Annotated in this window: 19 protein-coding genes; 10 read left to right on the top strand and 9 right to left on the bottom strand. The window is 64.3% G+C overall.

Annotation, left to right across the window (positions count from 1 at the left end; translation table 11 throughout):
* Positions 1–120: 120 nt before the first annotated feature.
* Genes B0E48_RS14130 through B0E48_RS14120 form a run of 3 tightly spaced genes read left to right on the top strand, consistent with a single transcriptional unit; the run spans position 121 to position 3,743 of the window.
* Positions 121–2,412 carry a DUF1631 domain-containing protein gene (locus B0E48_RS14130; protein WP_077518894.1) on the top strand — a complete coding sequence of 764 codons (2,292 nt, stop codon included), beginning with the start codon at positions 121–123 and terminating at the stop codon, positions 2,410–2,412.
* Positions 2,409–3,266 carry a carboxylating nicotinate-nucleotide diphosphorylase gene (gene nadC, locus B0E48_RS14125; protein WP_077518794.1) on the top strand — a complete coding sequence of 286 codons (858 nt, stop codon included), beginning with the start codon at positions 2,409–2,411 and terminating at the stop codon, positions 3,264–3,266. The genes B0E48_RS14130 and nadC overlap by 4 nt, the downstream gene beginning before the upstream one ends.
* Positions 3,267–3,317: 51 nt before the next feature.
* Positions 3,318–3,743, top strand: a complete 426-nt coding sequence (locus tag B0E48_RS14120) for a DUF3301 domain-containing protein (RefSeq protein WP_077518793.1) — start codon at positions 3,318–3,320, stop codon at positions 3,741–3,743.
* 41 nt (positions 3,744–3,784) lie between these two features.
* Here the strand turns inward: B0E48_RS14120 and B0E48_RS14115 are convergent, their stop codons facing one another.
* From B0E48_RS14115 to petA, 5 genes are all read right to left on the bottom strand, one after another.
* Entirely contained in the window at positions 3,785–4,240 is a 456-nt protein-coding gene (locus B0E48_RS14115) for a ClpXP protease specificity-enhancing factor (RefSeq protein ID WP_077518792.1), read from the bottom strand.
* Complete coding sequence (locus tag B0E48_RS14110) at positions 4,227–4,865, bottom strand: glutathione S-transferase N-terminal domain-containing protein (RefSeq protein ID WP_077518791.1); 639 nt, start codon at positions 4,863–4,865, stop codon at positions 4,227–4,229. The genes B0E48_RS14115 and B0E48_RS14110 overlap by 14 nt, the downstream gene beginning before the upstream one ends.
* A 69-nt stretch (positions 4,866–4,934) precedes the next feature.
* Entirely contained in the window at positions 4,935–5,663 is a 729-nt protein-coding gene (locus B0E48_RS14105; protein ID WP_077518790.1) for a cytochrome c1, read from the bottom strand.
* A gap of 13 nt (positions 5,664–5,676) precedes the next feature.
* Complete coding sequence (locus tag B0E48_RS14100) at positions 5,677–6,978, bottom strand: cytochrome bc complex cytochrome b subunit (protein WP_077518789.1); 1,302 nt, start codon at positions 6,976–6,978, stop codon at positions 5,677–5,679.
* Positions 6,978–7,583, bottom strand: coding sequence for a ubiquinol-cytochrome c reductase iron-sulfur subunit (petA, locus tag B0E48_RS14095; protein WP_077518788.1), 606 nt, complete (start codon positions 7,581–7,583; stop codon positions 6,978–6,980). Before petA ends, B0E48_RS14100 begins: the two co-directional genes overlap by 1 nt.
* Positions 7,584–7,742: 159 nt before the next feature.
* Here petA and B0E48_RS14090 point away from each other — a divergent pair, with 159 nt between their 5' ends.
* On the top strand, positions 7,743–8,921 hold the full coding sequence (locus tag B0E48_RS14090) for a trypsin-like peptidase domain-containing protein (protein WP_077518787.1): 1,179 nt from the start codon (positions 7,743–7,745) through the stop codon (positions 8,919–8,921).
* A 1-nt stretch (position 8,922) separates the two neighbouring features.
* Here the strand turns inward: B0E48_RS14090 and B0E48_RS14085 are convergent, their stop codons facing one another.
* A complete protein-coding gene (locus tag B0E48_RS14085; protein WP_077518786.1) occupies positions 8,923–10,089 on the bottom strand; it encodes a lytic transglycosylase domain-containing protein in 1,167 nt (388 codons plus the stop codon).
* 249 nt (positions 10,090–10,338) lie between these two features.
* On the opposite strand from B0E48_RS14085, the gene miaB reads away from it, so the two are divergent.
* On the top strand, positions 10,339–11,682 hold the full coding sequence (gene miaB, locus B0E48_RS14080) for a tRNA (N6-isopentenyl adenosine(37)-C2)-methylthiotransferase MiaB (RefSeq protein ID WP_077518785.1): 1,344 nt from the start codon (positions 10,339–10,341) through the stop codon (positions 11,680–11,682).
* A 50-nt stretch (positions 11,683–11,732) separates the two neighbouring features.
* Positions 11,733–12,929, top strand: a complete 1,197-nt coding sequence (locus B0E48_RS14075; RefSeq protein ID WP_077518784.1) for a DUF4105 domain-containing protein — start codon at positions 11,733–11,735, stop codon at positions 12,927–12,929.
* A 58-nt stretch (positions 12,930–12,987) separates the two neighbouring features.
* Here the strand turns inward: B0E48_RS14075 and B0E48_RS14070 are convergent, their stop codons facing one another.
* From B0E48_RS14070 to B0E48_RS14060, 3 genes are read right to left on the bottom strand one after another with little or no spacing between them, the layout of a single operon-like run.
* Positions 12,988–13,293 carry a hypothetical protein gene (locus B0E48_RS14070; RefSeq protein WP_077518783.1) on the bottom strand — a complete coding sequence of 102 codons (306 nt, stop codon included), beginning with the start codon at positions 13,291–13,293 and terminating at the stop codon, positions 12,988–12,990.
* 29 nt (positions 13,294–13,322) lie between these two features.
* Positions 13,323–14,582 (bottom strand): UDP-N-acetylglucosamine 1-carboxyvinyltransferase, encoded by a 1,260-nt coding sequence (murA, locus tag B0E48_RS14065; RefSeq protein WP_077518782.1) that lies wholly within the window; start codon positions 14,580–14,582, stop codon positions 13,323–13,325.
* Between the two features lie 44 nt (positions 14,583–14,626).
* Positions 14,627–14,866 (bottom strand): BolA family protein, encoded by a 240-nt coding sequence (locus B0E48_RS14060; protein WP_077518781.1) that lies wholly within the window; start codon positions 14,864–14,866, stop codon positions 14,627–14,629.
* Positions 14,867–15,075: 209 nt separating this feature from the next.
* Here B0E48_RS14060 and B0E48_RS14055 point away from each other — a divergent pair, with 209 nt between their 5' ends.
* The 4 genes from B0E48_RS14055 (at position 15,076) to lptA (ending at position 17,922) form a co-directional block, all read left to right on the top strand.
* Positions 15,076–16,086 carry a KpsF/GutQ family sugar-phosphate isomerase gene (locus B0E48_RS14055; protein WP_077518780.1) on the top strand — a complete coding sequence of 337 codons (1,011 nt, stop codon included), beginning with the start codon at positions 15,076–15,078 and terminating at the stop codon, positions 16,084–16,086.
* Between the two features lie 75 nt (positions 16,087–16,161).
* Positions 16,162–16,713 carry an HAD hydrolase family protein gene (locus B0E48_RS14050; protein ID WP_077518779.1) on the top strand — a complete coding sequence of 184 codons (552 nt, stop codon included), beginning with the start codon at positions 16,162–16,164 and terminating at the stop codon, positions 16,711–16,713.
* Positions 16,710–17,312 carry an LPS export ABC transporter periplasmic protein LptC gene (lptC, locus tag B0E48_RS14045; protein ID WP_077518778.1) on the top strand — a complete coding sequence of 201 codons (603 nt, stop codon included), beginning with the start codon at positions 16,710–16,712 and terminating at the stop codon, positions 17,310–17,312. Before B0E48_RS14050 ends, lptC begins: the two co-directional genes overlap by 4 nt.
* Positions 17,269–17,922: a lipopolysaccharide transport periplasmic protein LptA gene (lptA, locus tag B0E48_RS14040; RefSeq protein WP_077518777.1), complete on the top strand. Its 654-nt coding sequence runs from the start codon at positions 17,269–17,271 to the stop codon at positions 17,920–17,922. Before lptC ends, lptA begins: the two co-directional genes overlap by 44 nt.
* Position 17,923 lies beyond the last annotated feature (1 nt).

Below are 17,923 nucleotides of genomic sequence, written 5' to 3'. Positions count from 1 at the left end.
CAGGCCTTGATCCGCCTGCGAGACCGCGCATGACACGGATACCCGCTTTGGCTTATCGTCATCACCCGTGCAGTACATCCGGGTTCCGGCCGCATATCGCAATGTTTCAGGGGATTGGCGATGAACGAAGCCAGTGATCCATCCAGAGTCGTCAATCTGAGCCAGCGGATGGATCCCGCCAGCGAACGCGTGGGCGAATTGCTCAACGCCGTGCGCGGTATTGCCAACCGGCGCCTGCAGCAGTGGATCGGCAACGCCTTCGAGCATGTCGACGACGCCCTGTTCGATCTGGCCGAGAAAGCCGAGAACAATGCCGCCCAGATGCACTATTTCGACGGCATGCGCGAAGTGCGCAAGCGCCGCCCGGCGGTGGAGCGCAACTTCCTGGGCGCGATCAGCCGGCAGCTCGGCGAACTGACCCATCCACCGGCACAGCCACCTGTCGCACCGAGCCCGATGGGAACGGTGGAACTGTCACTGGTGGCCGACAACGATCTGGAAGAGTCGCTGGCGATCACCAGCATGATCGGCAAGAACGAATCGCGGCTGTCGCGCGACCTGTTCGCCGTCAACCAGCGATTGTCGGTGATCTGCGGCGGTCACAAGATCGACGACGCCGGCAACCCGGTGGCGCCGGCGATCCTGTCGCAGGCGTTTCGGCAGGCACTGCATGAGCTCAGTGCGGACATGCGGGTCAAGCTGATCATCTATAAGCTGTTCGATCGCTACGTGCTGTCGTCGCTGGAAGAGCTCTACCAGGAGATCAATACCGAACTGGTCCGTGCCGGCGTGTTGCCGCAGCTGCGGCACTCGATTGTGCGCGGTGGCACTGCGAAGGCTGCAGCCACCGGCAGCGCCAGCGCACAACCTGTCGGCGCGCAGGCAGAGACTGGCGAGGATACCGGCGAAATCCCGAGTGACCTGCTGCAGACCCTGCATGCGTTGTTCAGTGCCCGTCGCGGCTCTCCGGGCGGCAGCGGCGGCAGCGGCGGAATACAGACGATGTCGAGTGGCCCGCTGCCGTCGGCCAACGAATTGCTCGGCGCACTCAGCGTGCTGCAGAGCCAGATCGCCAGCGCCGGTCCGTTGCCGCTCGCCCAGCCGGACGACGCTGCCGAACTCAGCCGTGAAGTGATGCAGCTGAAGGGACAGTTGCTGAGCCAGATCGGCGCCCTGCGCGGCGAACGTCCCAGCCACGTGGCCACCATCGATGAGGACACCATCGACCTGGTCGGCATGCTGTTCGAATTCATCCTGGAGGACCGCAACCTGCCGGCCGAGATGCAGGTCATGCTGGCGCGCCTGCAGATCCCCTACCTCAAGGCGGCGATCCTCGACCGCAAGCTGTTCGCGCACCGCCAGCACCCGGCACGCCGGCTGCTGGACTGTCTGGCCGAGCAGGCCAAGAGCTGGTCGGAAGAGTCCGACCGCGACCGCCGCCTGCACGACAAGGTGAAGTCGGTGGTCGAGCATCTGCTGCACGACTTCGACGATGACATGGGCATCTTCGAGCGCCTGCTGGTCGACCTGCAGCAGTTCCAGGACGTCAACAAGCGTCGCTCCGAACTGGCCGAACAGCGTGTGGCCGAATCCACCCGTGGCCGCGAGAAGCTCGAACAGGCGCGTCGTCGTGCCGCCCGCGAAATCCTCGATCGCATCGGCGAACGGAAACTGCCGCCGCTGGTGCATGGCGTGCTGGCGCGGGCCTGGGCCAACCATCTGGTCTTGACCCTGTTGCGCCAGGGTGAGTCCTCGCCCGAGTTCAGAAGTGCCCTGCACTTCGTCGATGACTTCATTGTCAGCACCCGTCCCGCGCCGGATCCGGAAAGCCGGCAGATGCTGCGGCAGATGCTGCCCGGCATCGAGCGCTCGCTGCGTCTGGGCCTGGCCAATGTGGCGTTCCAGGAGCACGACATCGAGCGTTTGCTGGGCCAATTGCACGCCTATTACCGGCAGCAGCTCGGCGAACCGGTGGCGGCGGCCGAGACCATTACCACCGACGAGGACACCGCAATGCTGGCGATCCCCGACAGCATCCAGCCGGTGATCGAACGCGATGCCGAGCCGGACGACACTCCTATCGAGGACAGTCTTGCGGTACCGCCGGACAGTCCCGAATGGCAGCAAGTCCAGGTGTTGCAGCCGGGTACATGGCTGGAGTTCAGCCACCTCGACGAGCCGATGGTCCGCGCCAAGCTGTCGTGGATCAGTCCGATGAGCGGGCGTTATCTGTTCGTCAACCGGCGCGGCCTGAAAGTGGCCGACTACTCGCCACAGGAGCTGGCCATCCTGCTGATCGACGGCAAGGCCCGGATACTTGCCGCCAATGCATTGTTCGATCGCGCACTGAGTGCGATCGTCGGCCGCCTGAGCCAGCCGGAGAGCCCTTCGCCGGCTACGGACACCGAATGAGTCCACCGTCCCTGCCGGCGGCGCCGGATGCCGCCCACATTTCCATCGATGTCGAACGTGCCCTCGCGGAGGATCTTGGCCAGGGCGACGCCACCGCTGAACTGCTGCCGATCGATGCCCACGCGCAGGCCGAACTGACCTGTCGCGACGCGGCGGTGATCGCCGGTACGGCATGGTTCGATGCCTGTTTTCGCCGGCTGGACCCCACCGTACGGATCGACTGGCAGGCGCATGACGGGCAACGGGTCAGTGCCGGCGCGATGATCTGCCGCCTGTCAGGGCATGCCCGCTCGCTGGTCAGTGCCGAGCGTTCGGCGCTGAACTTCCTGCAGTTGCTGTCCGGCACCGCCACGGTGACCGCCGAGTATGTGGCTGCCGTTGCCGGCACCAAGGTGCGTATCCTGGACACCCGCAAGACCGTGCCCGGCCTGCGCCTCGCACAGAAATACGCGGTGCGCTGCGGCGGTGGCCACAACCATCGCATCGGCCTGTACGACGCGATCCTGATCAAGGAAAACCACATCATCGCCGCCGGCAGCATCAATGCCGCAGTACAGGCGGCGCGCCGGTTGCACCCGGACCTGCTGCTCGAGGTCGAAGTGGAAAACTCCGATGAATTGGCGCAGGCACTGGACGCTGGCGTGGACCGGATCATGCTGGACAACTTCAGCCTGGCGCAGATGGCGGCAGCCGTGCAGTACACCGCTGGCCGCGTGCCGCTGGAAGTATCCGGCAACGTCGACCTGCACACGATCGGCGAGTTTGCCCGTACCGGCGTGGACTTCATCTCGGTCGGCGCGCTGACCAAGCATGTGCGGGCAATCGATCTGTCGCTGCGGCTGCAACTGAGCTGAGTCGCACCTGGTCGGCTTGCACACCGGCGTTCCCGCCCACACACTGCTGGCATGAATGATCTTTCCAGTCTGCTGCTGTTGCTGGTGCTTGCCACCATCGTCGGGCTGTGGCTGAAGCTCAGCGTGGCGCGCGAGCGCGCCGTGCGTGAAGCGCGCCGGCAATGCCAGCAGCATGGGCTGCAGCTACTGGACGAGACGGTCGGCCTGCGCGGCCTGCGGCTGCGTCGTGTCAATGGCCTGCGCCGACTCGAACGTTGCTATGGCTTCGAAGTAAGCATCGACGGGCACGATCGCGAACCGGGGCGGTTGTGGATGCTCGATGACGCCTTGACCAGCCTGAGCCTGCCGACGATCGCATCGTTGCCGCCGCGCGAGGCCCATTCTGGATCAGTGTCACACGACCCAGCCCTGCCCGCACCCACCAGCAATGTCGTGTTGCTGCATCCGCGTCCGCGCATGGATGACCGGCTGCATTGAAGGCAGCCCGCATGGGATCCCCAGCTCGCGTCGCAAAGCTGTTACTTGACTACGCGCAGATGCGGTGCGCCGCGCTTGGGCTTCTCGCCGCCTTCGTCGGCAGCGGGTGCCGGGGGCGTATCGTCGGGCTCTGGTGAGGACGGCGGCGGTGTGTCGCCGCCCTCTTCGTCGGCCGGAAACATCATGCCCTGCCCGTTTTCCTGCGCATACAGCGCCAAGATCGCCTGCACCGGAATCTGGATCGTCTGGCTGGCGCCGGAAAAGCGCGCCTGGAAGCTGATCCATTCGTTGCCCAGATCCAGATTCGCTACTGCGCGCATCGCGAGGTTGAGCACGACCTGCCCGTTCTTGATCACCTGCGGCGGCACTCGCACGCCCGCTACGGTGGCGTCGACCAGCACGTAGGGCGTGAGGTTGTTGTCACTGATCCAGTCGTAGATCGCCCGCAGCAGATACGGGCGATTGGAGCTCATTGGTACGGTGTCATGCTTGCTCATGGAGTTGCCGCATCGCCTTTTCCTGATCGGTCATGCTGCGCGCAAAACCCTGGCTGTGGAACAGTCGCTCACCGTAATCGACGATCGGCTTGCCTTCGCGGCCGAGCTCTACCCCGAGCCACGGCAGCCGCCAGATCACCGGCGCGACCAGACAATCGGCCAGGCTCATTTCCGGATTGAGAAAGAATTTTGATGCCTTGAACAGTGGCAAGGTAGACAGCAGCTGCTCGCGCAGACGTTTGCGCGCCGCCTCTACCGGGCGGCCACCGGCGCGGATAATCTCCACTTCCGGCAGCCAGTCCTTCTCGATACGCACCGCCGCCACGCGCAACCGCGCGCGCGACTGCGGATCGATAGGCATCAGCGGCGGATGCGGATAACGCTCGTCGAGGTATTCGCAAACCACCGCCGTATCGAACAGGGTGAGATCACGGTCGATCAGGGTCGGTGTGCTGGCGTACGGGTTGAGATCGATCAGATCCTCCGGCGGACGGGCCGGATCCACCAGCACCCGCTCATAACTGACCCCCTTGGCGGCCAATACCAGCCGCGCGCGATGACACTGGATGTCATCGGCCGTGGTGTAGAGCGTCAGTACGGTACGCGAGCGAACGCTTTGAACCATGCGCACTTCCTCATCGATGAGACGACTGCGGCGGCTCGTGGCCGCCGCAGTCGGAGATGCTACTGGGCGTCAGTGGACGTCCTTCCAGTATTCCTTCTTGAGCATGTAGGCCAGCAAGGTGAAGAACGCCAGGAACAGCAGCACCCAGATCCCGTAATGGTGACGCTGCAGGGCGGCCGGCTCGGACGCGTATTCCAGGAAGCTGGTCAGGTCGCGGGTGGCCTGCTGGAACTGCGCCGGCGTCAGCTTGCCCGGCTTGCTCAGCTCCAGCTTCTCCACCTCGTTGGTGCCCGGCTTGTATTCCGCCGTCTGCATGCCCTGCAGTTCCCACAGCGGGAACGGCATCGCGGCATTCGGCAGCGTGGTGTTGTTCCAGCCGATCGGGCTGTGCGGATCCAGATAGAACGTATTGAGGTAGGTGTAGACCCAATCCGAACTCTTAGCACTCGCTTCCAGCGACAGATCCGGCGGAGCCTTGCCGAACCACTTGCCTGCCGACTCGGCCGGCATGTGCGAAATCACCGGATCGTCGAACTTGGCCCCGGTGAAGTTGAGGTTCTGCATCACTTCCTGTTCGGACAGGCCCAAATCCTCGGAAATGCGCGAGTAGCGCACGTACTTCAGCGAGTGGCAGCCGACGCAGTAGTTGAAGAACAGCTTGGCGCCGCGCTGCAACGAAGCTTGGTCGCGCACGTCGGCACCGGACTTGAGCAGCCCGGATTCGCCTTCGGCGTGTGCCGGCATGGTGCCGACCAGCAAGCCGAGTGCCAGCGCGGCCGAGGAGAGAAAATGCTTCATCGTGATCTGCCGCTTAGTCATGCATCGTCACCCGATCCGGAACCGGCTTGGTCTTCTCCCAGCCGAAATGCGTATAGGCCCACAGGAACGCGAAGAAGCCGAAGTAAAGCAGGGTCATCAGGCGACCAAACGCGTTTTCCCAGGTCGTGAGGTCGACGTTGCCGAACCACTCGGGAATCACTTCCGCCGTGATGCCGGCACCGACCGCACCGAGACCGAGGAACGCGATCACGAACACGCCCAGCGCCACCTTGTAGCCGGTGCCGCGGTAGCGGATCGACTTGACCTGGCCGCGGTCGAACCACGGCATCAGGAACAGCACGGCGATCGCACCGAACATCGCCAGCACGCCCCACACGGCGGTGCCGAGGAAGGACGGAACCATGCGCACGATCGCGTAGAACGGCGTGAAGTACCACACCGGCTTGATCTCGGCCGGGGTGACCAGGTTGTTGGCCATGATCGAGTTGTCGTGCTCGAGGAACCAGCCACCGAAGGTCGGCGCGAAGAAGATGATGAAGGCGGCGATCAGCAGGAAGAAGCCCACGCCGAACAGATCCTTCACCGTGTAGTACGGGTGGAACGGAATGCCGTCGGCCGGCTTCAGCGCATCCCAGCGGTTGCCCTTGGGACCCTTCTTGATCTCGACGCCGTCCGGGTTGTTCGAACCCACTTCATGCAGCGCGGCGATGTGCAGCACCACCAGCAGCAGCAGCACGAGCGGCAACGCGATCACGTGCAGCGCGAAGAAGCGATTCAGCGTGGCATCGGCCGGCAGGAAGTCGCCCATGATCCACTCGACCAGGGTGCCGCCGATCACCGGGATGGTGCCGAACAGCGACACGATCACCTTGGCGCCCCAGAACGACATGTTGCCCCACGGCAGCACGTAGCCCATGAACGCCTCGGCCATCAGCACCAGGAAGATCAGCATGCCGAGCAGCCACACCAGCTCGCGCGGCTTCTTGTACGAGCCGTACATGATGCCGCGGAACATGTGCAGGAACACCACCACGAAGAACAGCGAGGCACCGGTGGAATGCATGTAGCGGATCAGCCAGCCCCACTCCACGTCACGCATGATGTACTGCACCGAGTCGAACGCGCCCGCCGCGCTCGGGTTGTAGTTCATGGTGAGGAAGATGCCGGTGACGATCTGGTTGACCAGCACCACGATCGCCAGCGAACCGAAGTAGTACCAGAGATTGAAGTTCTTCGGCGCGTAGTACTCCGTCATGTGCTTGCGGTACATCGGCATCATGTTCGGCGCGCGCTCGGTGACCCAGTCACCGATGTTCGTGAATACGTTGGCCATTACGCAGCCCCCTTCGGATCCACGCCAATCTGGATGGTCGAATCATCGATGAAGTTGTACGGCGGGATTTCCATGTTCTTCGGCGCCGGCACACCCTGGTATACACGACCGGCCATGTCGTAACGCGAATGGTGGCAGGGGCAGTAGTAGCCACCCTGCCAGTTCGGATCGAACGGCTCCGGCTTCATCTCGCCCACGAAGTTCGGCACGCAACCCAGGTGGGTGCAGATGCCGACCATCACCAGCCACTCAGGCTTGATCGAGCGGGTCTCGTTCTGCGCGTATTTCGGCTGCTGCGCGGCCGAACTGCCGTCCGACTTCGGATCGACCAGCCGCGGGTCCTGCTGCGGCAACGTCGCCAGCTGGGCCGGCGTGCGGTTGACGATGAAGACCGGCAGGCTGCGCCAGCCCACGATCAGCTGCTGACCGGGCTCGATCTTTTTGAGCGACTGGGTAACCGGAGCGCCAGCGGCCTTGGCGCGCGCGCTGGGTTCCCACGACTTGATGAAGGGCACAGCTGCCGACACGATTCCCAGACCACCGACCACCGCGGTGGTCGCTGTCAGGAAACGGCGGCGGCCGTGGTCGACGACTTCGTTCGCCATCAGGCTCTCCGGTACTTGCAATGCATGGTGGGGTTTTGGACCCCGCAAAAATCGCGTTAGTGTAGCGTCAGGCCCCGCCCCGTACAATAAAACCGCATCCCGGCGAAGTCGATCCGCCGTGACCCTCGCCATGATTTGCCGGAACTCCCTCCTTTCGACATGAAACATGCCGCCGGCACGCTTGCCTTCATTGCCCGCTTCGTCGTCCTCGGCCTGGCGGTGGCGTTCGTGATCGGCCTGTTCTGGCCCGGCAGCGGTGAGCGCCTGCGCGCACGTTTTGGCGTGGCCACGGTACCGGTCGCACCAACGACCACCACGCACATGGGCAACGGCCCAGTCTCGTACGCCGACGCAGTCGCCATCGCAGCGCCCTCGGTGGTGAACATCTACGCCAACAAGCTCGTCACCGAGCCGGCGGTGCGGATGTACGACAATCCCGTGCTGCAGCAGTTGTTCGGCGGCCAGCCCACCACTTATCAGCACAGCGAGCAGACCCTCGGCTCCGGCGTCATCGTCAGTGCGCAAGGCCAGGGCTACGTGCTGACCAACAACCACGTGATCGCCCACGCGAAAGACATCCAGGTATTGCTGTACGACGGGCGCATCGCCAATGCCACGCTCGTCGGCGCTGACGAGGAAACCGACCTGGCGGTCCTGAAGATCAACGCCAGCAACTTGCCGGTGATACGCATGGCCGACCAGCAGCCGTTGCGCGCCGGCGACGTGGTGCTCGCGATCGGCAACCCGCTCGGCCTCAACCAGACCGTGACGATGGGTATTGTCAGTGCGGTGGAGCGCCAGTTGAACAGCGGCAGTGCCGAGGAGTTCATCCAGACCGACGCGGCGATCAATCTGGGCAACTCGGGCGGCGCCCTCATCAATACCCAGGGTGAGCTCGTCGGTATCAATACCTTGCTGATCAGCAAGGCATACGGCGCCGAGGGCATCGGTTTCGCGATTCCGGTCGCCACCGCGCGCAAGGTACTGGATCAGCTCATCGCCACCGGCCACGTCGTGCGTGGCTGGCTGGGCGCCGATTATGCGTTCGTGCCAGTGGCAGCCAACGGTGGCCTGCCGGCAGCGGCGCGCGGCGTGGAGGTCACCGAGGTCTACCCGGGCGGCCCGGCCGCGCAGGCCGGCATCAAACCACACGACATCCTGCTGCGCATCGGCGATGACGATATCCTCGATCCGGCCGACCTGCGCCGGCGCGAAGCCGCATTGAAGCCAGGCAGCACGGTGGAAGTCTCCGGCCTGCGCAATGGCGCTGCGTTGCATGTCGAGGTCACCCTGACCCAACGGCCACCGACGAACGCCAGCCCATCCTCCGGCGAATGATTCAGCCGCGCCCGCCCGCAGCCGCCAGCGGTGGATGGATCGCCGCGCCATAGCGCTTGCGCAGGGTTTCCACGCGTTCTACATACACTTGGGTTTCGGCATACGGTGGCACGCCGCTGTAACGCTGTACTGCGCCGGGACCGGCGTTGTAGGCGGCGGCGGCCAGTCGTTCGCTGCCGTTGAAGTCGTGCAGCAGCAGGCTCAGGTAACGCGCGCCACCGCGGATGTTCTGGTCGGTGTTGAACGCGTCCAGCACACCCATGTCCCCGGCGGTGGCCGGCATCAGCTGCATCAGCCCCTGCGCACCCTTGAGCGACAACGCACGCGGATTGAACGCGCTCTCGGCATGAATGATTGCGCGCAGGAACGCCTCGTCGACCCCGTACTCGATGCTGGCGGCGCGGATCGTGTCGGCATAGGCGACCAGGTTCAGCGAGACGCTGCCCCAGCGGATCGTCGAATGCAGGTCGCAGGCGACACAACTGGCGATATAGGTGAACAACATGGTCACGCTATGGCTCTTCTGGCCAGCCGGGCGCAGGTTGGTGTATTCCACGCTGCCGTCCGCCTGCACGATGCGATAGACCGCGCCGCGCAGGACGCGCGTATCCGGGGCATCCGCGACCGCTGCCAGCGGTGATTCAGCGCCACGGGATTCGTGATAACTCCAATGACCCGGCGTGCCCGTGATGGCCGCCGCCAGCGGTGGTTTCGCTGTGGTTTCGACCGTGCCTTGCACAGCTGCCAGCGAGGCACGCTGCACCTTCGCTTCGCCGATTTCGCGTGCACTGGTCGCGACCCTGCCCTGCACATTGGCCAGCGAGGTGGGCTCGGCCCCGTCCGCTCCAAGATTATGCGCCGTAGTCTCGACCGAGCCAGTCACCCCGTTCAACGAAGTGACTCGCACCGGCGGCACCTGACGACGCGGGGTCGGTGCGACATAACTGCTGATCGCCCTGCAGCCGTGATAGCCGGCCTTGCTGCTGCTGTACGCCACCTCGCCGCTGGCGCCGGTGCACTGATACAGCGTGCCGGCGCGTGCCCCGGTGCACCAGCACCCGGCCCACAGCAGGGCACAGCCCAGCACGACCCGGGACAGGATCGAACGTAATGGGAAGCCCCCGGCAGGCCGATCGACGCTTCCCCCGTGGTTTGCGACGTCGAACATGGGGCGCAGTGTGCCGCCATGCGTTGCCGCCGCCAAGTGTGCGCTGACGATTTCGTGCACTACGGCAGCGCTTTCGTACCCGGTGCGCTTGGGTGGCGCGGACCCTCCCCACCCGACGAAAACCGTCTCTCACCGGCGCAAGTGCTTGATCCGCCATGCCGATCAGCTGGCGGCGTTGCCGTCGCACGGGTAAACTGCGTGGTTAAGCGAATTGCACCTACTGCTTCACGAACCAGGTATTTCCACGCCATGAGCGGCAAGCTTTTCATCAAGACCCACGGCTGCCAGATGAACGAGTACGACTCGGCCAAGATGGCCGACGTGCTGAAGGCGTCGCACGGCATGGAACTGACCCAGGACGAGTCCGAGGCCGACGTGATCCTGATCAACACCTGCTCGATCCGCGAGAAAGCGCAGGAGAAGGTATTCAGCCAGCTCGGCCGCTGGAAGCAGCACAAGAAGGATGGCAGGCCAGTGCTGATCGGCGTCGGCGGCTGTGTGGCATCGCAGGAAGGTGATGCGATCGTCAAGCGCGCGCCGTATGTCGACTTGGTGTTCGGTCCGCAGACCCTGCATCGCCTGCCCCAGCTGATCGAGCAGCAGCGCGCCAGCGGCAAGCCGCAGGTTGACATCAGCTTCCCCGAGATCGAGAAGTTCGATCGCCTGCCCGAACCGCGCGCCGAAGGCCCGACCGCCTTCGTCTCGATCATGGAAGGTTGCTCGAAGTACTGCAGCTATTGCGTGGTGCCGTATACCCGCGGTGAGGAGCTCAGCCGTCCATTTGACGATGTGCTCGTCGAAGTCGCGCAGCTTGCCGCGCAAGGCGTACGCGAAGTGAACCTGCTCGGTCAGAACGTCAACGCGTATCGTGGGCCCACCCACGACGGCGGCATCGCGGATCTCGCCGTGTTGATCCACGCGATCGCGCAGATCGACGGCATCGGCCGCATCCGCTTCACCACCTCGCATCCGCTGGAGTTCTCCGACTCGCTGATCGAGGCCTACGCCAACGTGCCGCAGTTGGCGAACTACCTGCACCTGCCGGTGCAGGCCGGCTCCGATCGTATCCTCAGCGCGATGAAGCGCGGCTACACCGCGCTGGAGTTCAAGCAGAAGATCCGCAAGCTGCGCGCGGTACGCCCGGATATTTGCGTGTCGTCCGATTTCATCGTCGGCTTCCCCGGCGAGACTGAAGCGGATTTCGAGAAGACCATGAAGTTGATCGAGGACATCGGCTTCGATCAGAGCTTCTCCTTCATCTTCTCCTCGCGCCCCGGCACACCGGCGGCGAATCTCGCCGACGACACGCCCGCGACGGAGAAGCACGCGCGACTGATGCGGCTGCAGGCGACGATCAACGAGAACGCCAGGAAGATCAGCCAGGCGATGATCGGCAGCGTGCAACGCGTGCTGGTGGAAAAGCCCAGCACGCGCGATGCGAGCGAGCTGACCGGTCGCACCGAGAACATGCGCTTCGTCAACTTCCCCGGCAACCCGCGCCTGATCGGCCAGTTCGTCGACGTGATGATCACCGAGGCGATGAGCAATTCGCTGCGCGGACGCCTGCAGCTGACTGACGCCGTGGCCGCCTGACACTTTCTTCGCACGACACCCCTGCGCTTCCCTGCCGAGACTCCCGCCGCATGCATCGCACCGGTTCCACCCTGCTGCTGTTCGCGTTGTTGCTGTTCGGCATGCTTTCCAGCGCGCATGCCAGCGTCGCCAATGCACCCGGTGCCAACCTCGAGGTGTCGCTGATCAGCTATGGTCCCGGTGCCACCTACTGGGAGCGTTTCGGCCACGACGCAATCGAGTTGCGCGACGGCGTTTCGGGTGAAGCGGTCGACTTCAACTACGGCGTGTTCGACTTCAACGAGTCGAACTTCTTCCTCAACTTCGCCCGCGGCCGCATGCATTACCTGATGGACGCCGGCTACAGCGAACCCGAGCAGGCCAGCTATGTGCAGGACGGTCGTTCGGTGACCCGCCAACGGCTGGCACTGAACGCTGACCAGGCCGCCGCACTGCGCGACTTCCTGCTATGGAACCTGCGCCCGGAAAATGCCGGCTACAACTACGACTACTACGCCGACAACTGCACCACCCGCGTGCGCGATGCGCTGAACCAGGCGCTCGGCGGAGTGCTGAAAACCCAGCTCAGCGCACGTGCCGGCGGCATGACCTATCGCCAGCAGACCGCCCGCCTGATGAGCGCACAACCGTGGCTGATGCTGGTGATGGATCTGGGCCTGGGGCCGTATGCCGACCAGCCGCTCAACGCGTGGCAGGAAAGTTTTCTGCCGATGGTGCTGCAGGCGCAATTGCGCGATGTGCACCTCGACAACGGCCAGCCGCTGCTGCTGAGTGAGCAGCTGTTGTCGCCGAACCGGCTCGATGTGCCGCCGACGACCGCACCCGACCTGCGCCTGCCACTGGCACTGGCCGGGCTGTTGCTCGCCGTGCTGATCATCGCGACACGACGCTGGTGGCCGACCGGTTACGCCCTGCTCGGCACGCTGTACCTGCTCGCGGCCGGCCTTGTCGGCGTCCTGCTGCTGGTGCTGTGGACGCTGACCGCGCATCACTCGGCCTGGGCCAACGCCAACCTGCTGCTGTTCAATCCGCTGGCGTTCCTGCTGCTGCCGACGCTGTGGCGATCGCGGCGCGGTCTCGCCGCCTCACGCTTCATCGATGGCGTGATTGCGCTGCAGCTGCTCGCGGCACTGGTCGCGATCCTGCTGCACTTGCTGCCCGGCACCGTGCAGCAGAACCAGCCATGGCTGCTGCTCGCACTGCCCTGCTGGCTGGTGCTTGCGTGGGGTCTGCGAAGAAATCGGTAGATCCGCGCTCATGGTTGCGCGGTCTGATGGCGTAGCCTCCGGCCCAGTGTCCGATGATTCAGTCGAACTTCTCGTCATGGATGTGCAGACGCAACCATTCCCGTGCGCGCGGTTGCTGGTAGCGGATATGGTGTATCCATTCTGCGACACCAGCAACGACCAGCAGACTCGCCAGCAGCCCCCAATCCGAGTGATTCAACGCAAATACGGTACCCACCGTTACGGCGATGCCGATCGTTGCGGATATCCGTTGGGCGCGTTTCGTGCGACTGCGCACGAGCGCTTCGCACCACCATTCGCGCCGATCCCGCGCAGCCACGTCGCGCAGTTCCGGGATGTTCTTGAGCCGCCAGTAAAACGTCATGCACCGCTCTCCCTGGCAGTAACGACGGGTCAGTTCGGCAGGCGACGTATCTTCGCACCGAGCACGCCGAGTTTCTCTTCGATGTTCTCGTAGCCGCGATCGATGTGATAGACGCGATCGACGATAGTGTCGCCTGTCGCCACCAGACCGGCCAGCACCAGGCAGGCCGACGCACGCAGATCGGTGGCCATGATCGGTGCACCGCTCATCTGCTGCACGCCCTTCACTACCGCGGTATTGCCTTCGAGCTGGATGTTTGCACCCAGACGCTGCAATTCCTGTGCATGCATGAAACGGTTCTCGAACACGGTCTCGATCACCACACCGGTACCTTCGGCAACACAGTTGAGCGCGGTGAACTGCGCCTGCATGTCGGTGGGAAATGCCGGATACGGTGCGGTGCTGATGTTCACCGCCTTCGGCCGGCGTCCACCCATGTCCAGCTCGATCCAGTCGTCGCCGGTCGAGATGTGCGCGCCGGATTCCTCCAGCTTGGCCAGCACCGCATCGAGCGTGTCGGCGCGGGCATGCCGCGTGCGTACCTTACCGCCGGTCATGGCGGCGCCCACCAGGAAGGTGCCGGTTTCGATGCGGTCGGGCAGCACGTCGTATTCCGCACCGTGCAGGCGCTCGACGCCGTGGATCACCATGGTCGAGGTGCCGGCGCCCTCGATCTGCGCACCCATCGCCATCAGGCAGTAGGCCAGATCGACCACTTCGGGTTCCTGCGCGGCGTTCTCGATCACCGTGGTGCCCTGCGCCAGAGTGGCAGCCATCATGATGTTTTCGGTGCCGGTGACGGTAACCATGTCCATCACGATGCGTGCACCCTTGAGCCGCTTCGCCTTCGCCTTGATGTAGCCGTTCTCGACGCTGATCTCGGCGCCCAGCGCCTGCAGGCCACGGATATGCTGGTCGACCGGGCGCGAACCGATCGCGCAACCGCCCGGCAGCGAGACCTCAGCCTGGCCGAAACGCGCCACCAGCGGGCCAAGCACCAGGATCGAGGCACGCATCGTGCGTACAAGGTCGTACGGCGCCACGCAGGTGCTGGTGGTGCGCGGGTCGACATGCATCTTCATGCGGTCGTCCAGCACCAGTTGCACGCCCATCTGGCCGAGCAGCTCGATGAAGGTGGTGACGTCGTGCAGATGCGGCACATTGCCGATGCTGACCGGCTCATCGGCCAGCAGGCAGGCGGCAAGAATTGGCAGCACGGCGTTCTTGGCGCCGGAAATGCCGACCTCGCCATGAAGCGGCACACCGCCACTGATCAGGATCTTGGCCATCGTTTTCCTTCAATAATTCGGAAAGAGGAATGGCGGCTGCAGCCTCAACGGCGCGCCGCGACTTCCTCGGGTGTCAGGGTTTTCAACGCCAGCGCGTGGATCGCGCCGCCCATCAAGTCACCCAGCGTGGCGTAGACCAGCCGATGCCGCGCCAGCGGCAGCTTGCCGGCGAACTGGCTGGCCACCACGGTGGCCTCGAAATGCACGCCATCGGCACCACTGACCTCGACCTGTGCTCCGGGCAAGCCATTTTCGATCATTGCCTGGATGCTGGCTGGGTCCATCGGGGGTTTCCAATACGGGAGCAGAGTCGGCACGGCATGGATGCAGGCGCTTGCCGAATCCAACATGCAGACTTATGACGTTAAAATGCGAATATGCCATGGTAATGGAAATCCGCTGGCACAGAAACGACGGTGATACCGGGAACGCCCTGACCGATACCTCGCGTCACGTTGATTCCGGCATCCGCCCCTCCTTCCATCGAGTCCCCATGAACGCACGCATCGCGCCACCTGCCCCGATCGACCTGAAGCCGGACGCCATCATCCGCAGCGCACGCACCGTCATCGCCACCGAAGCGAATGCCGTGCATGCGCTCGACTCACGGATCGGCCCGGAGTTTGTCGAGGCCTGCCAGCTGATCCTGGCCTGCAAGGGCCGGGTGATCGTCAGCGGCATGGGCAAATCCGGGCACGTGGCGCGCAAGATCGCCGCCACCCTGGCTTCCACCGGGACGCCGGCGTTCTTCGTGCATCCGGGCGAAGCCAGCCATGGCGACCTCGGCATGATCCTGCCGCAGGACGTGGTGCTGGCGCTGTCCTACTCGGGTGAGACCGACGAACTGCTGTTCATCCTGCCGGTGATCAAGCGGCAAGGCATCCCGCTGATCGCCATCACCGGCAAGCCCGGCTCCTCGCTGGCGAGCCAGGCCGACGTGCATCTGGACGGCAGCATTTCCAGCGAAGCCTGCCCGCTGGGCCTGGCGCCGACCACCAGTACCACGGTCGCGCTGGTGCTGGGCGACGCGCTGGCGATCGCATTGCTGGAAGCGCGCGGTTTCACCTCGGACGATTTCGCCCGCTCGCATCCGGCCGGCAGTCTCGGCCGCCGCCTGTTGTTGCGCATCAGTGACGTGATGCACACCGGTGACGATGTGCCACGCGTATCGCCAGATGCCGGGTTGACCTCTGCCCTGGTCGAGATGACCCGCAAGCACCTGGGCATGACCGCCGTGGTCGACGCCGAGCAACGCTTGCTGGGAGTCTTTACCGACGGCGATCTGCGCCGCGCGCTGGACGACGAAGGGGTGGATCTGCGCGGTGCAACCGTGGCCGAGCTGATGACCCGCGGCCCGAAGACGATCGGCGCCGACAAGCTGGCCGCCGAAGCGGCGCAGTTGATGGAAAGGCACCAGATCCATGCGTTGCTGGTGGTCGATGACGAACAGCACGTGGTCGGCGCGCTGAACATTCATGATCTGCTCCGTGCACGTGTGGTCTGATCTGATTTGCCTTGGCAAATCAGAAAATCAGGCAAGCCCGCTCTTGACGCTTTTCCACCCCGAACCCCAAAAACCGTGCCCAACTCCCCCTACCTCGCAAATCTTCCCGCCGACATCCTCGCCCGTGCCGCCAAGGTTCGCTTGGCCGTGTTCGATGTGGACGGCACCCTGACCGACGGGCGGCTGTGGTACGGCGAGGGCGGTCACGAAACCAAGGTATTCCACGTGCATGACGGCGTCGGCCTGAAACAGCTGCAGGCGAATGGCGTGCAGGTGGCACTGATCACCGCGCGGATCAGCCATCCAGTCGCGCTGCGCGCCGAGGAACTGGACATCGCTCACGTCTACCAGGGTCAGGCCGACAAGCGCGCCTGTCTGCTGGAGCTGCTCGACGCACTGCATCTCACGCCTGAGCAGGCCGCCTTCATCGGCGACGACCTGCCCGACCTGCCGCCGATGCGCATCGCCGGGTTGGCGGTGGCGGTGGCCAACGCGCATCCGTGGGTCGTCGAGCAGGCGCACTGGCAGACCAGCAAAAGTGGTGGCATGGGCGCCGCGCGTGAAGCCTGCGACCTGATCCTGCAGGCGCAGGGCAAGAGCGCCGCCGAGCGGGAGCGTTGGCAGTGAAGTTATGGCTCTGGCTGCGCGACCGGCGCCTGCCGGCCGCGATCATCGTGATCGCGCTCGCCGCGGGCATGCTCCAGTTGCTACTGTGGTGGATGGGGCCGTCAGCGGAAACCCATGATTTTGTGGGACCGCCACGTTCCGGCTATACGCTGATCAACGCCCGCGTGACCGAATACAACGTCGACGGCCAGCCCGGATTGCGGGTGCAGTCGCCGCACCTGGAGCGGCGCGAGGGCGACGACTCACTCTACCTCAATACGCCGACCTTCCAGATGCCCGCCAAGCAACCCGGCGTACCGGACTGGGAAGGCGAGTCGCTGTACGGCTGGGTCAACAAGCCCGGCACCCTGCTCAAGTTGCAAGGGCCGGTCCACATGCACCGCAATGCGTATGCCGACACCGCCGCCGCGGACATGTACACCACCGACATCACCGCGTGGCCCAAGGAAAACCGCATGGAAACTGCGGCGCCGGCACAGATGATCCAAGGCGACGCTAGAATGAACGGGGTCGGCATGCGTGCCAATCTCAACGACAATCACCTGGAGTTGCTCGATGACAGCCACGGCACGTTCCCACCACGCAAGCGCAAGTCGTAAGCTCGCCATCGGCCTGCTCTCGGCAGCGCTGCTGACTCTGCTGCCCACGCTCGCGCTGGCCAAGAAATCGGATCGCGATCTGCCGATGAATTACGTGGCGAAGACCACCAACGCGTTCAACGCGCCGAACACGGTCACCACTCTCACCGGCAACGTCAAAATCACCCAGGGCTCCCTGCTGGTCACCGGCGATGTGGCCAAGATGTACCTCGACGCCGATACCCAGATCGCCCGCATCGTGGTTACCGGCAACTTGGCGCATATCCAGCAGCTGGACGAGAACAACCAGCTGGTGCAAGGCGATGCCGTCACGCTCGATTACGACAACATCAACGGCATTGCCGTGCTCACCACCCGTGCCCAGATGAAACAGCAAGGTCGCGGCGAGTTCCATGGCGAAAAGCTGACCTACAACACCAACACCCAGCTGATCACCGGCGAATCCAGCGGCGACGGCCTGGTGCACGGCATCATCCTGCCCAAGCCCAAACCTGCTGCCACGGCACCGCAGCACGCCACCACGCCAGCCGCTACCAAGCCGGCTTCGGCGACTGCGCCGGACGCAACACCGGCCCCCAGCACCTCGACTGCTACCCACGGACAGCCGTAAC

Origin of the sequence: Rhodanobacter sp. C03, from assembly GCF_002001175.1 — a bacterium.
GTDB lineage: Bacteria > Pseudomonadota > Gammaproteobacteria > Xanthomonadales > Rhodanobacteraceae > Rhodanobacter.
The sequence above is the reverse complement of the archived record's forward strand: the minus strand, read 5'-3'. Positions and strand labels throughout refer to the sequence as shown.